Annotated in this window: 12 protein-coding genes and 3 tRNA genes; 2 read left to right on the plus strand and 13 right to left on the minus strand. The window is 55.9% G+C overall.

All coding sequences use genetic code 11. The features are described 5' to 3' along the window. The first annotated feature begins 178 nt into the window (after positions 1-178). Entirely contained in the window at positions 179-661 is a 483-nt protein-coding gene (locus IM303_RS13380) for a zinc ribbon-containing protein (RefSeq protein WP_028012343.1), read from the plus strand. A gap of 54 nt (positions 662-715) precedes the next feature. Here IM303_RS13380 and rihA read toward each other — a convergent pair whose 3' ends face one another. From rihA to miaB, 10 genes are all read right to left on the minus strand, one after another. Then, entirely contained in the window at positions 716-1,657 is a 942-nt protein-coding gene (gene rihA, locus IM303_RS13385) for a pyrimidine-specific ribonucleoside hydrolase RihA (protein WP_192971409.1), read from the minus strand. 120 nt (positions 1,658-1,777) lie between these two features. Further along, positions 1,778-2,503 carry an amino acid ABC transporter ATP-binding protein gene (locus tag IM303_RS13390; protein ID WP_014883001.1) on the minus strand — a complete coding sequence of 242 codons (726 nt, stop codon included), beginning with the start codon at positions 2,501-2,503 and terminating at the stop codon, positions 1,778-1,780. Next, on the minus strand, positions 2,503-3,177 hold the full coding sequence (gene gltK, locus IM303_RS13395) for a glutamate/aspartate ABC transporter permease GltK (RefSeq protein ID WP_028012346.1): 675 nt from the start codon (positions 3,175-3,177) through the stop codon (positions 2,503-2,505). The genes IM303_RS13390 and gltK overlap by 1 nt, the downstream gene beginning before the upstream one ends. Next, entirely contained in the window at positions 3,177-3,917 is a 741-nt protein-coding gene (locus IM303_RS13400) for an amino acid ABC transporter permease (RefSeq protein WP_028012347.1), read from the minus strand. Before IM303_RS13400 ends, gltK begins: the two co-directional genes overlap by 1 nt. A 156-nt stretch (positions 3,918-4,073) precedes the next feature. After that, positions 4,074-4,979 (minus strand): amino acid ABC transporter substrate-binding protein, encoded by a 906-nt coding sequence (locus IM303_RS13405; protein WP_014831086.1) that lies wholly within the window; start codon positions 4,977-4,979, stop codon positions 4,074-4,076. A gap of 355 nt (positions 4,980-5,334) precedes the next feature. Beyond that, entirely contained in the window at positions 5,335-6,873 is a 1,539-nt protein-coding gene (gene lnt / locus IM303_RS13410; protein ID WP_045630864.1) for an apolipoprotein N-acyltransferase, read from the minus strand. Positions 6,874-6,878: 5 nt separating this feature from the next. Further along, on the minus strand, positions 6,879-7,757 hold the full coding sequence (gene corC, locus IM303_RS13415) for a CNNM family magnesium/cobalt transport protein CorC (protein WP_021242574.1): 879 nt from the start codon (positions 7,755-7,757) through the stop codon (positions 6,879-6,881). Positions 7,758-7,841: 84 nt separating this feature from the next. Beyond that, positions 7,842-8,309 (minus strand): rRNA maturation RNase YbeY, encoded by a 468-nt coding sequence (gene ybeY / locus IM303_RS13420; protein ID WP_003858677.1) that lies wholly within the window; start codon positions 8,307-8,309, stop codon positions 7,842-7,844. Continuing rightward, on the minus strand, positions 8,306-9,352 hold the full coding sequence (locus IM303_RS13425) for a PhoH family protein (protein ID WP_028012349.1): 1,047 nt from the start codon (positions 9,350-9,352) through the stop codon (positions 8,306-8,308). Before IM303_RS13425 ends, ybeY begins: the two co-directional genes overlap by 4 nt. A gap of 163 nt (positions 9,353-9,515) precedes the next feature. Continuing rightward, positions 9,516-10,940 carry a tRNA (N6-isopentenyl adenosine(37)-C2)-methylthiotransferase MiaB gene (gene miaB / locus IM303_RS13430; RefSeq protein WP_028012350.1) on the minus strand — a complete coding sequence of 475 codons (1,425 nt, stop codon included), beginning with the start codon at positions 10,938-10,940 and terminating at the stop codon, positions 9,516-9,518. Positions 10,941-11,075: 135 nt separating this feature from the next. Between miaB and ubiF the strand changes: the two genes are divergently transcribed. Further along, the gene (gene ubiF, locus IM303_RS13435; protein WP_047363671.1) at positions 11,076-12,251 is read left to right on the plus strand and encodes a 3-demethoxyubiquinol 3-hydroxylase; all 1,176 of its coding nucleotides are present in this window, start codon (positions 11,076-11,078) and stop codon (positions 12,249-12,251) included. 108 nt (positions 12,252-12,359) lie between these two features. On the opposite strand, the gene IM303_RS13440 is transcribed toward ubiF, so the two are convergent. The 3 genes from IM303_RS13440 to IM303_RS13450 form a co-directional block, all read right to left on the minus strand. Then, positions 12,360-12,434 (minus strand) — tRNA-Gln (locus tag IM303_RS13440). A gap of 35 nt (positions 12,435-12,469) precedes the next feature. Further along, positions 12,470-12,544, minus strand: a tRNA-Gln gene (locus IM303_RS13445). A 39-nt stretch (positions 12,545-12,583) separates the two neighbouring features. After that, a tRNA-Met gene (locus IM303_RS13450) sits at positions 12,584-12,660 on the minus strand. Positions 12,661-12,664 lie beyond the last annotated feature (4 nt).

Here is a 12,664-nt window from a genome sequence, read left to right on the forward strand (position 1 = left end):
TGTAGCCAATGGATGTGGTAATTCAGATCCGCATAGCATAGCCCAAACGCCCGCGTCAAAACAGCCTTTCGCGCAATTGCACTTTGCAGGAATTTACCGGGTCTGTGCTTCACCTGACAAAGCGGCGGCGAAATAAGGTCTATTATTAGAAATAGTTACTTACCCGGGAGGCAAAATGATGAACAAGGTTGCTCAATTTTACCGCGAACTGGTGGCGACACTGACGGAACGGCTGCGTAACGGCGAGCGCGATATTGACGCGCTGGTCGAACAGGCGCGTGAACGGGTGACGCAAACGGGTGAGTTAACGCGAACCGAAGTGGAAGAGGTGACGCGCGCCGTACGCCGCGATCTGGAAGAGTTCGCGCGCAGCTACGAAGAGAGCCAGGATGAGATCGCCGACAGCGTCTTTATGCGGGTGATCAAAGAGAGCCTGTGGCAGGAGCTGGCGGATATTACCGATAAAACCCAGCTGGAGTGGCGCGAGGTGTTCCAGGATTTAAATCATCACGGCGTGTACCAGAGCGGTGAAGTGGTGGGGCTGGGGAATCTGGTGTGCGAGAAGTGCCATCACCATATTGCGGTATATACGCCGGATGTGTTGCCGCTGTGCCCGAAGTGCGGGCACGATCAGTTCCAGCGTCGCCCGTTTGAGCCATAAGTAAAAGCGCAGTTTAGTTCCCTCTCCCCGTGGGAGAGGGCCAGGGTGAGGGCGTCAGGCCGCACAATAGTAAGCAAGTCTTTCCGCCAGCAAATCCACAAACGCCGCCCGGTCGATATCCACCATCAGCGTCGTATTCGGTTTATTTCCCGTCAGCGAATAGTAATCCACCACCGTCATCCCCTGGGTATATTTCCCCTGCGTCTCCACGCCAACCCATCTGTCCACCGTGGTAAACATTTCAGGCTTCAGCAGCCAGGCGATGGTGCACGGGTCATGCAGCGGCGCGCCGTGAAAGCCCCATTTCTCGGCTTTGTGATACTCCATAAAGAAGTCGAGCAGCTCGGCTACGGTTGTCGCAACCGGGTTGCCCACGGCGCGGAAGCGGTCAATATCGTCTGCCATAATCTGTGCCCGATGCGTCACGTCCAGCCCCGCCATCACAATCGGCAGGCCCGACTGGAAGACGATCTCCGCAGCCTCCGGATCAACAAAGATGTTGAATTCGGCCGCAGGCGTCCAGTTCCCCAGCCCCATTGATCCGCCCATGATGACGATACGGGCGATGTTGCTGTGCAGTTCAGGATGGCTGTTCAGCAGAAGCGCAACGTTGGTCTGCGGGCCGGTAGCCACCAGCGTCACGGGCTCTGCGCTTTCACGCAGCACCTTCGCCATTAGCTCGACGGCGGTGCAGTCTTGCGGTGTGAAACCTGGCTCCGGCAGCGCCGGGCCATCCAGCCCGCTTTCACCGTGAACGTTGTCGGCAATGATCAGCTCGCGCATCAGCGGCTTAACGGCGCCGCCTGCGACAGGAATATCGGTGCGTTTCAGCAGCGTCAGCATTCGTAAAACGTTGCGCAGGGTTTTGTCCGGCGTCTGATTTCCGGCGGACGAGGTGACCGCTTTCACGTCCAGTTCAGGTGAGGCAAGCGCGAGGACGAGCGCGATCGCGTCATCATGACCCGGATCGCAGTCGAGAATTATAGGGTGTGCCATAGCGTTCTCCATTCTTAGCATTATTTTGTGACAAGGTTAACGCTGCGATGTGACGCCGAATAGAAAAAGAGATCTAAAGCGTGAAGCAGTGCGCAATCCGCAGATTGCGCACCGAGAAGATTAGTGCAGAATTTTCGCGAGGAAATCTTTGGCGCGTTCGGATTTCGGATTGGCGAAGAACTCTTCTTTCGGTGAGTCTTCGACAATTTTCCCTTCGTCCATGAAGATCACGCGGTTGGCCACTTTACGGGCGAAGCCCATTTCGTGCGTCACCACCATCATGGTCATCCCTTCGTGCGCCAGCTCGACCATCACGTCCAGCACTTCGTTGATCATTTCAGGATCGAGCGCTGACGTGGGCTCATCGAACAGCATCGCCACCGGATCCATGCACAGCGCGCGCGCAATCGCCACACGCTGCTGCTGGCCGCCGGAAAGCTGTGCCGGGAACTTATCGGCATGTGCAGAAAGCCCCACGCGTTCCAGAAGCTTGAGCCCCTTTTCGCGCGACGCTTTTTTATCACGCTTGAGCACTTTGACCTGAGCCAGCGTCAGGTTCTCAATAATGGACAGATGAGGGAACAGCTCAAAATGCTGGAACACCATGCCGACGTGAGAGCGAAGCTGGGCCAGGTTGGTTTTCTTGTCGTTCACTTTCGTGCCGTTAACAACAATTTCGCCCTGCTGCACAGGCTCCAGACCATTAACCGTTTTGATCAGCGTAGACTTACCGGAACCGGACGGCCCGCACACCACCACCACATCGCCTTTTTTGACTTCGGTGGAGCAGTCGGTCAGCACCTGAAAGTGCCCATACCATTTAGAAACATTTTTCAGGGAAATCATTATACCGTCCTTTTCTTCAGCCAGCTGACCAACAGCGACGCGCTTAAACTAATCACAAAATAGACCGCACCCGCGAAGAGTACCATCTCGACCTGCGTACCATCACGTTCACCTATGGTCGACGCGGTACGGAAGAAGTCCGCCAGACTCAGAACGTAAACCAGAGAGGTATCCTGGAACAGCACGATACCTTGGGTCAGCAGGAGCGGAACCATGGCGCGAAACGCCTGAGGCAGAATGATGAGCTGCATGGACTGCCAGTGCGTCATTCCCAGCGCCAGCGCGGCGCTGGACTGCCCACGGGAGATACTCTGGATACCCGCACGGATAATCTCTGAATAGTAAGCGGCCTCAAACATCGAGAACGCCACCATCGCAGAGATCAGGCGGATGTCGGTTTTCGGCGACAGTCCCAGCACATTCTGTAAGAAGCCTGGAACAATCAGGTAAAACCACAGCAGCACCATCACCAGCGGGATGGAGCGGAAGACGTTAACGTAGGCAGTCGCAAACCAGGCGAGCGGCTTAAAGCTCGACAGGCGCATGACGGCCAGCAGGGTGCCCCAGACGATACCCACGACGATAGCGATCGCGGTGATCTTTAGGGTAATCACCAGGCCATCGAGCAGGTAAGGCATGGATGGAACAATAGAACTCCAGTCAAATTCGTACATTATTTGCCTCCCAGATTGCCCGGCAGGCGTACTTTGCGTTCAACCAGGTTCATCACCAGCATGATGAAAGCGTTAATCAGAACATACGCGAGCGTGATCGCGGTGAAGGATTCCCACGCGTGAGCGGAGTAATCCAGCAGCTTGCCCGCCTGTGCAGCCATATCCACCAGGCCGATGGTTGAGGCGATGGCCGAGTTTTTCACCAGGTTCATCATCTCAGAGGTCATCGGTGGAACGATAACGCGGTAGGCGTTAGGCAGCAGCACGTAGCGGTAGGTTTGTGGCAGGGTCAGGCCCATCGCCAGGCCCGCATTTTTTTGTCCGCGTGGCAATGACTGAATGGCGGCACGCACCTGCTCGCAAACGCGCGCAGCGGTAAACAGCCCCAGACACATCATGGAGGAGACAAAGAACTGCACGTTCGGATCCAGCTCCGACTTGAACCACATGCCAATATTTTCCGGCAGCAGTTCCGGGATGACCAGATACCAGGTAAAGAACTGCACGATGAGCGGAACGTTACGGAACAGTTCCACATACAGTGTGCCAATTGTTGAAAGAAAACGGTTAGGGACGGTGCGCAGAATACCGAACAGCGAACCGACAAGAAACGCGATGATCCACGCCGTTATCGATAATGCCACGGTAACCTGAAAGCCGCTCCACAGCCAGCCAAGATAGGTGGTGTTGCCGAACGGGGCTTGTTGCAGGAAGATGCCCCAGTTCCAGTCTATTGACATAATAAACTCCAGAAAAAAGAGGGTAGCAGCGCTACCCTCGAAGATTGGTGAGAAGCTCTTTTTTCGCGCTGAGTGGGGAACGACCACTCAGCGCATATGTCTGTCCATGCTTCCCGACAATCGAGAGGGCAGGAGATCCCGCCCCTGTTGTTCTAATTAGTTAAGAGCCTTGTCATTTGGAGATTTGAACAGCGCTTTCATGTCGTCAGACAGTTCAAAGTTCATATTGAGATTTTTTGGTGGAATCGGGTTCTTAAACCACTTGTCGAACCATTTTTCCGCTTCGCCGGAGGTCTGCACCTGGGCGATAGTGTCATCGATCAGCTTTTTGAACTGCGGATCGTCTTTACGCAGCATACAGCCGTAGGCTTCTTTGGACTGCGCGGTACCGACGATATCCCAGTTGTCTGGTTTCTTCGCCTTCGCACGTTCGCCCGCCAGCAGGGCGTCATCCATCATAAACGCGACGGCACGACCGCTTTCCAGCGTACGGAAGGAGTCGCCATGGTCTTTCGCGCTGATGATGCGCATATCCATTTTCTTCTCGTCGTTCAGCTTGTGCAGCAGGACTTCAGAAGTGGTACCGGAGGTCACAACGACCGCCTTGCCTTTCAGGTCCGCAAAATCTTTGATCGCGCCGCCTTTCTTGGTCAGCAGACGGGTGCCTACGACAAAGATGGTGTCAGAGAAGGCCGCCTGTTTTTGACGCTCGAGGTTGTTGGTGGTGGAACCACACTCGAAGTCAAAGGTGCCGTTTTGCAGCAGTGGAATACGGTTCTGTGAAGTGATTGGGATCAGCTTCACCTGCAGGTCAGGTTTGTTCAGCTTTTTCTTCACAGCTTCAACGATAGCGTTGGAGTAATCCTGTGAATAGCCCACGACTTTTTGCGTGTTGTCGTAGTAAGAGAACGGGACGGAAGATTCACGGTGGCCGACCACGATGACGCCGTTTTTGGCAATCTTGTCGAGAGTGCTGCCTGCTGCCGGAGCGTCTTCAGCGTGAACCACGCCTGCGGACATTCCCATAACCAGCATTGCTGTGGCCAGTTTACGTAATTGCATACCCAACTCCTTTCTTATCAGCGCCAGTGACGCATAGATACCCATTGTGATGTTGTTATATCTCGCGCAATGCGAGTGCAGTGTTATGCAAGCTTGTTAACATTTAGTCTGGCTTAATGTAAAGATTTTGCTGCGTTATTGTTTATTTTTGCGAAGCGCGCCGCACCATTCAGAGGCAATAATCTCCCGTTGCACCGTTTCGGTGCTAGCGACGATCTACACTGGTGCGACAAGGTTGCACGTTAAGCCAGACAGCGTTTACGTGAATAAATAAAGCAACAGGCGTGCCAGAATTGAAGATTGGGAGGAAATTGCCGGGTAAGGCGCAGCCGCCACCCGGCATCAGAAGGCAAGATTATTTATGACGCTGACGCAGGCTCATCAGCACGGCGCCAAAGCCGAACAGCGCGGTCAGGATCCACAGCGGCCAGTTGCCGGTGCGGGCATACGGCGTCAGGCCCGTGGTTGGCGTGACTTTGGTTGTCAGCACTTCACGGGTGAACTGCGGGATCATGGCCTGGATTTCGCCCTGCGGGCCAATCACGGCGGTGATGCCGTTATTGGTGCTACGCAGCAGCGGACGCGCCAGCTCCAGAGAACGCATGCGTGCCATCTGGAAGTGCTGCCACGGGCCGATTGATTTACCGAACCACGCATCATTGGAGATGGTCAGCAGATAGTCGGTGTCCGGGCGGAAGTTATCGCGCACCTGCTCGCCGAGGATGATTTCGTAGCAGATGGCGGCCGTCAGGGCCAGACCGTGCGCGTGAAGCTGGGGCTGAACGTACGGACCGCGGCTGAAGGAGGACATCGGCAGGTCAAAGAACGGTGCCAGTGGACGCAAAATAGACTCCAGCGGCACAAATTCACCGAACGGCACGAGGTGGTTCTTGTTGTACCGGTCGGTGGAGTGGTAGCTATATTCGCTGTCTTTGCCGAGCGTAATAATGGTGTTGTAGGTGTCGTAGCGGTTCTGCTGATTCAGTCGCGCATCAACAATGCCGGTAATCAGGGTGCTGCCGCGCGCCACCAGCAGATCGTTCATCATGTTGAGGAACGGCTGCTGGTTAATTTCCAGATCGGGAATAGCGGATTCTGGCCAGATAATCAGCTGCGATTTGCCCATCACCTCTTCGGTGGCGTTGGCGTAGATCTTCAGCGTGTTCAGCAGCTCTTTTTCGTCCCACTTCATGGACTGCGGGATATTCCCCTGCACCATGGAAACCTGCATGGCGCGCTCGGGCTCGGGCGTGAACCACTGGATGTAGCGCAGCGGGAAGGGCAGAGCGAACAGCACCAGCGCCACAGCCAGCGGCTTCCAGCCGCGCGTGACCAGCGCCAGTACCAGCAGGCCGCTCACCACCATCAGCAGGAAGTTAATGGCTTCAACGCCCATTACCGGTGCCAGACCTTTCAACGGGCCGTCAATCTGGCTGTAGCCGAACTGCAGCCACGGGAAGCCGGTCAGCACCCAGCCGCGGAGGAACTCGGTAATCTGCCAGACCACCGGCGCGGCAATGGCGACACGCAGCCAGGTGGTTTTAGGCCACAGGCGAGAGAGAATCCCGGCGAACAGACCGGTATAGAGCGAGAGATAGGCGGCGAGCAGGACGACCAGGAAGACGTTAACCGGCCCCGGCATCCCGCCAAACTGTGCGATGCTGACGTAGACCCAGTTAATGCCGGAGCCAAATAGCCCCAGCCCCCAGAAGTAGCCGATCGCAGCGGCCTGTACCGGACGACGATTCAGGGTTAACCCCTGAAGCCCCATCAGGGAGAGAATGGCCGCGGGCCAGATATCGTAAGGAGAAAAAGCCAGCGTACCGCTGGCTCCGAGTAACAGCGCCAGCAGCAAACGGACGCGCTGGCGTTCAAGCAATGGGGCAAATGCCATTTACATTAATCTTCCAGTTTTGGCACCGGTGAATCGTCCGGCGTTCTGACGTGAACCTGTATAATACGTCGGCTGTCGGCCATTGCCACTTTGAACTGGTAACCGTCGATGTCAACGGTCTCACCGCGCGCCGGAAGATGGCCAAAGGCCTGCATCACCAGCCCGCCAATGGTATCGACCTCTTCATCGCTGAAGTGGGTACCGAAGGCGTCGTTGAAATCTTCAATCGAGGCCAGCGCGCGCACGGTCCAGGTGTGTCGGCTAAGCTGACGGAAGTCGATATCTTCTTCTTCGTCGTACTCGTCTTCGATTTCGCCCACGATCAGCTCAAGAATATCTTCGATCGTGACAAGACCTGAGACACCGCCGAATTCATCAATAACAATCGCCATGTGGTAACGCTGAGAGCGAAACTCTTTCAGCATTCGATCCACACGTTTACTTTCCGGCACGACCACGGCCTGGCGTAACACTTTTTCCATGCTGAAGGCTTCGGCATCGCTGCGCATAAACGGCAGCAGATCTTTGGCCATCAAAATCCCTTCGATGTGATCTTTATCTTCGCTGATGACCGGGAAACGCGAGTGGGCGGATTCGATGATCACATCGAGGCACTCGTCCAGCGTCTGGTTACGTTTCAGGGTGATCATCTGCGAGCGGGGGATCATGATGTCGCGGACGCGCTGGTCGGCAATGTCCATGACCCCTTCGAGCATTTCGCGCGTATCTTCGTCGATAAGGTCGTTCTGCCCGGAATCACGAATCAGCTCCAGCAGTTCATCACGGTTTTTCGGCTCGCCGTGGAAAAGCTGGTTCAGAATGAGGGAGAAAAATCCCTTTTTACTGGTTGTCGTGTCGCTACTGTGTGAATTGTCGTCGCTCATGGCGTTTGTTAAGGGTTCTCTTGTTAGTTCAACGTTAACCGCCGCGCTATGTCCCTGCGCGGCGGCATGGTAGTCAGTAACTGACTATTCTTTCTCGGCAATGTACGGATCCTCATAGCCCAGAGCAAGCATTATCTCTGTCTCAAGGGACTCCATCTCTTCCGCTTCGTCATCTTCAATGTGGTCGTAGCCCAGCAGGTGCAGGCTGCCGTGTACCACCATATGCGCCCAGTGGGCTTCCAGCGGTTTCTGCTGCTCTTTGGCTTCCTGCTCAACCACCTGACGGCAGATGATCAGATCGCCCAGCAGCGGCATCTCAATACCCGGCGGCGCTTCGAACGGGAAAGAGAGCACGTTGGTTGGCTTATCTTTCCCGCGGTAGGTCAGGTTAAGCTCATGGCTTTCCGCTTCATCCACCAGGCGAATCGTGACTTCTGATTCTTCCTGAAACTGGGGGATTACCGCATCCAGCCATTTCTGAAACTGTGCCTCTTCTGGCATGCCGGAATTGTCTTCACATGCCAGCTGTAAATCGAGGATCACCTGACTCATTTCTGTTCTTGCTCCTGCGCTTCGCGCTTACGTTCCGCGGCCTGTTCGGCCCTGCGTTTTTGATCCGCCTCTTCCCAGGCTTCATAGGCGTTAACGATGCGCGCGACCACCGGGTGGCGAACGACGTCTTCACTGTGGAAGAAGTTAAAGCTAATTTCGTCTACCTCTGACAGCACCTCAATGGCGTGGCGCAGGCCTGATTTAGTGCTGCGCGGCAGGTCGATCTGGGTGACGTCACCGGTGATCACCGCTTTCGAGTTGAAGCCGATACGCGTCAGGAACATTTTCATCTGTTCGATGGTGGTGTTCTGGCTTTCATCGAGAATGATGAACGCATCGTTGAGCGTGCGGCCGCGCATGTAGGCGAGCGGGGCCACTTCGATCACGTTACGTTCGATTAGCTTCTCCACTTTCTCGAAGCCGAGCATCTCGAACAGCGCGTCGTACAGCGGGCGCAGGTAAGGGTCGACCTTCTGGCTCAGATCGCCGGGCAGGAAGCCGAGTTTTTCACCCGCTTCAACGGCAGGACGGGTCAGCAGGATACGACGGATCTCCTGACGCTCCAGCGCATCCACCGCAGCGGCAACCGCCAGATAGGTTTTACCTGTACCCGCGGGACCCACGCCGAAGGTGATGTCATGGTCAAGAATATTGGCGATGTACTGCGCCTGGTTCGGCGTACGCGGCTTGATGACGCCACGCTTGGTCTTGATATTGATCGCCTTGCCGTAGTCCGGCACGCTTTCCGCGCTCTGCTCAAGCACGCGCGCCTCTTTAATGGCGAGGTGGATCTGTTCCGGCTCGATATCCTGAATTTCGCCGCGCATCGGGGCGGTATCGACATACAGGCTGCGCAGAATATCTGCTGCCGCGTTGACGCAGATAGGGCGTCCGGTGAGTTTGAAATGGTTATCGCGACGATTGATTTCGATACCCAGACGTCGCTCCAGTTGTTTGATGTTGTCATCAAACGGCCCGCACAGGCTCAGCAGGCGAGCGTTGTCTGCGGGCTCAAGGCTAATTTCACGCGTATCTATGTTCAAACTGTTCCTCTTTAATTGGTTAACTGACCCGCTGCCACACGGCGCAATAGAACGGTCATTACCGAAATTATTCACGCCACAGAATAAAGGCGCAAGCGTTGCGGTAGATATTGGGGGTGATGAGAGGAAATACAAGGCCTGCCGAAGAGGCAGGCCTGAAGGATCAAGGCTGGTAAATCCCAACGCCAGAATCGTTTTCTTTGCGGGTACGAGAAATAACGGATTCCGGTGACTCGGCAATACGCAGGCCCATTTCGTCCTCGGTGCGTACCACCTTCGCGCGCAGCGAGTTGGTCAGCACTTCGACAATTTCGACGTCCACAAATTTACCAATCATGTCCGGGGTGCCTTCGAAGTTCACCACGCGGTTGTTCTCGGTACGACCGGACAGCTCCATGATGCTCTTGCGGGAGGTGCCTTCCACCAGAATGCGCTGGACGGTGCCGAGCATGCGGCGGCTCCAGGCGTTGGCCTGCTGGTTGATGCGTTCCTGAAGAATATACAGACGCTGCTTTTTCTCTTCTTCCGGCACGTCGTCAACCATGTCGGCCGCAGGCGTGCCAGGACGCGCTGAGAAGATGAAGCTGTAGCTGACGTCAAAGTTCACTTCACCGATGAGCTTCATGGTGCGCTCGAAGTCATCAGCGGTTTCGCCAGGGAAACCGACGATAAAGTCAGAGCTAATCTGGATATCCGGGCGCGCTTCGCGCAGCTTGCGGATGGTGGATTTGTACTCCAGCACCGTATGCGGGCGGCCCATCAGGTTCAGCACGCGGTCAGAGCCGCACTGAATCGGCAGGTGCAGGAAGCTCACCAGCTCTGGCGTATCGCGATACACGTCAATGATGTCGTCGGTAAACTCCATCGGATGGCTGGTGGTAAAGCGAATACGGTCAATGCCGTCAATCGCGGCTACCAGGCGCAGCAGTTCGGCAAAGCTGCCGGTGGTGCCGTCGTAGTTCTCGCCGCGCCAGGCGTTAACGTTCTGGCCCAGCAGGTTCACTTCGCGAACGCCCTGCGCGGCAAGCTGGGCAATTTCAAACAGAATGTCGTCCGCCGGGCGGCTGACCTCTTCACCGCGGGTGTAAGGCACCACGCAGTAGGTACAGTATTTGTTGCAGCCTTCCATGATCGAGACGAAGGCGGTCGGGCCATCGGCGCGCGGCTCTGGCAGACGGTCAAATTTCTCGATCTCCGGGAAGCTGACGTCAACGACCGGGCTACGGTTACCGCGAACCTGATTGATCATCTCCGGCAGGCGGTGCAGGGTCTGAGGACCAAAGACGATATCCACATACGGGGCTCTCTGGCGGATCAGCTTACCTTCCTGCGAGGCGACGCAGCCACCGACGCCAATGATCAGGTCCGGATTTTTCCGTTTAAGAAGCTTCCAGCGGCCTAACACATGAAAGACTTTTTCCTGTGCTTTTTCACGAATTGAACAGGTGTTCAGCAGCAGCACATCGGCTTCTTTCGCATTTTCAGTCAGCTGGTATCCGTGGGTGGTATCCAGCAGATCGGCCATCTTGGATGAATCGTATTCGTTCATCTGACAGCCCCAGGTTTTTATATGGAGTTTTTTAGTCATCGACTTGCTCAGCTCAGGATTGCAAGCCGCGTATTGTAATGCTTTGGTGGGGTTGTGACCAGTATGAAGGTTGTGTGTCTCAGGACCGCAAAAATCCGGTAAACTTAAGGGATTCTCCAATAAGGAAAATTGACCATGACACTCCAACACACCGAAGTTGCCGTTGTCGGCGGCGGTATGGTCGGCGGCGCGCTGGCGCTGGGGCTGGCGCAGCAGGGATTTGATGTAACCGTTATTGAACAGGCGGCTCCCCCGGCATTCGATCCCGCCAGCAAACCGGACGTGCGCATTTCCGCCATCAGCGCGGCGTCCGTCGATCTGCTGCGCGGCCTGGGCGTCTGGGAGGCGGTGCAGGCGATGCGCGCGCACCCTTACAGCCGCCTTGAAACCTGGGAGTGGGAAAATGCCCACGTGTCGTTTGACGCCGCCGAGCTGAAGCTGCCGCGCCTGGGCTATATGGTGGAAAACAACGTGCTCCAGCTGGCGCTCTGGCAGGCGCTGGAGGCACATCCGAAGGTGACGCTGCGTATGCCTGCGTCACTTAAGGCACTGCATCCTCATGAAAGCGGCTATTTGCTGACGCTCGACAGCGGCGATGAACTGGCCGTGAAGCTGGTCGTCGGGGCCGATGGCGCTAACTCGCAGGTCAGGGAGATGGCGGGTATTGGGGTTCATGCCTGGCAATATCAGCAATCCTGCATGTTAATCACCGTTCAGTGTGAGAATGCTCCGGGCGAAAGCACCTGGCAGCACTTTACGCCGAACGGCCCGCATGCATTCTTGCCGCTGTTTGATAACTGGGCTTCGCTGGTGTGGTACGACAAACCGGCGCGCATTCGCCAGCTGCAGGGGCTGTCGATGGAGCAGCTGCAGCGCGAGATCCTGCTTCACTTCCCGAGCCGCCTTGGCAACGTGACGCCAGTCACCGCAGGTGCATTCCCGCTCACGCGCCGTCATGCTTTACAGTATGCCCGAGAAGGGCTGGCGCTGGTGGGCGATGCGGCACACACCATCCACCCGCTGGCGGGGCAGGGAGTCAATCTTGGATACCGTGACGTCGATGCGTTACTGGACGTGCTGGGCAACGCACGCGCTCACGCGGAAGCCTGGGCCAGCCATCAGGTACTGAAGCGCTACCAGACGCGCCGTATGGCGGATAACTTCATCATGCAGTCAGGGATGGATCTGTTCTATGCCGGTTTCAGCAATGATCTGGCCCCGGTGCGCATTCTGCGTAACATTGGCTTAATGGCGGCAGAGCGTGCCGGTGGGCTGAAGCGTCAGGCGCTGAAATACGCCCTCGGACTCTAATCTTAATTCCCTCTCCCCGTGGGAGAGGGGTAGGGTGAGAGCATCAGGCCGCACTATTCTGAGCAACAAAAACAAAAAAGCCCGCAGAGCGGGCTTGTTTGTTTTAAGTGGCTGGGGTGCAGGGATTCGAACCCCGGAATGCTGGTATCAGAAACCAGAGCCTTACCGCTTGGCGACACCCCAATTGCGTTAAACAGACTGCTTAACGACTTTTAAATTGGCTGGGGTACGAGGATTCGAACCTCGGAATGCCGGAATCAGAATCCGGTGCCTTACCGCTTGGCGATACCCCAACAATTTTTTATTACCGAAACAAATCGATAATCTTAATTTGGTGGCTACGACGGGATTCGAACCTGTGACCCCATCATTATGAGTGATGTGCTCTAACCAACTGAGCTACGTAGCCATCT

The organism is Enterobacter cloacae complex sp. P38RS (assembly GCF_014930775.1).
Taxonomy (GTDB): Bacteria; Pseudomonadota; Gammaproteobacteria; order Enterobacterales; family Enterobacteriaceae; genus Enterobacter; species Enterobacter bugandensis.

Bases quoted from the DNA above. Each gene is read 5' to 3' on its own strand.
- IM303_RS13380 (WP_028012343.1), top strand. From the start codon at position 179: ATGAACAAGGTTGCTCAATTTTACCGCGAACTGGTGGCGACACTGACG.
- miaB (WP_028012350.1), bottom strand. From the start codon at position 10,940: ATGACTAAAAAACTCCATATAAAAACCTGGGGCTGTCAGATGAACGAA.
- IM303_RS13405 (WP_014831086.1), bottom strand. From the start codon at position 4,979: ATGCAATTACGTAAACTGGCCACAGCAATGCTGGTTATGGGAATGTCC.
- corC (WP_021242574.1), bottom strand. From the start codon at position 7,757: ATGAGCGACGACAATTCACACAGTAGCGACACGACAACCAGTAAAAAG.
- IM303_RS13390 (WP_014883001.1), bottom strand. From the start codon at position 2,503: ATGATTTCCCTGAAAAATGTTTCTAAATGGTATGGGCACTTTCAGGTG.
- gltK (WP_028012346.1), bottom strand. From the start codon at position 3,177: ATGTACGAATTTGACTGGAGTTCTATTGTTCCATCCATGCCTTACCTG.
- rihA (WP_192971409.1), bottom strand. From the start codon at position 1,657: ATGGCACACCCTATAATTCTCGACTGCGATCCGGGTCATGATGACGCG.
- ybeY (WP_003858677.1), bottom strand. From the start codon at position 8,309: ATGAGTCAGGTGATCCTCGATTTACAGCTGGCATGTGAAGACAATTCC.
- ubiF (WP_047363671.1), top strand. From the start codon at position 11,076: ATGACACTCCAACACACCGAAGTTGCCGTTGTCGGCGGCGGTATGGTC.
- lnt (WP_045630864.1), bottom strand. From the start codon at position 6,873: ATGGCATTTGCCCCATTGCTTGAACGCCAGCGCGTCCGTTTGCTGCTG.
- IM303_RS13400 (WP_028012347.1), bottom strand. From the start codon at position 3,917: ATGTCAATAGACTGGAACTGGGGCATCTTCCTGCAACAAGCCCCGTTC.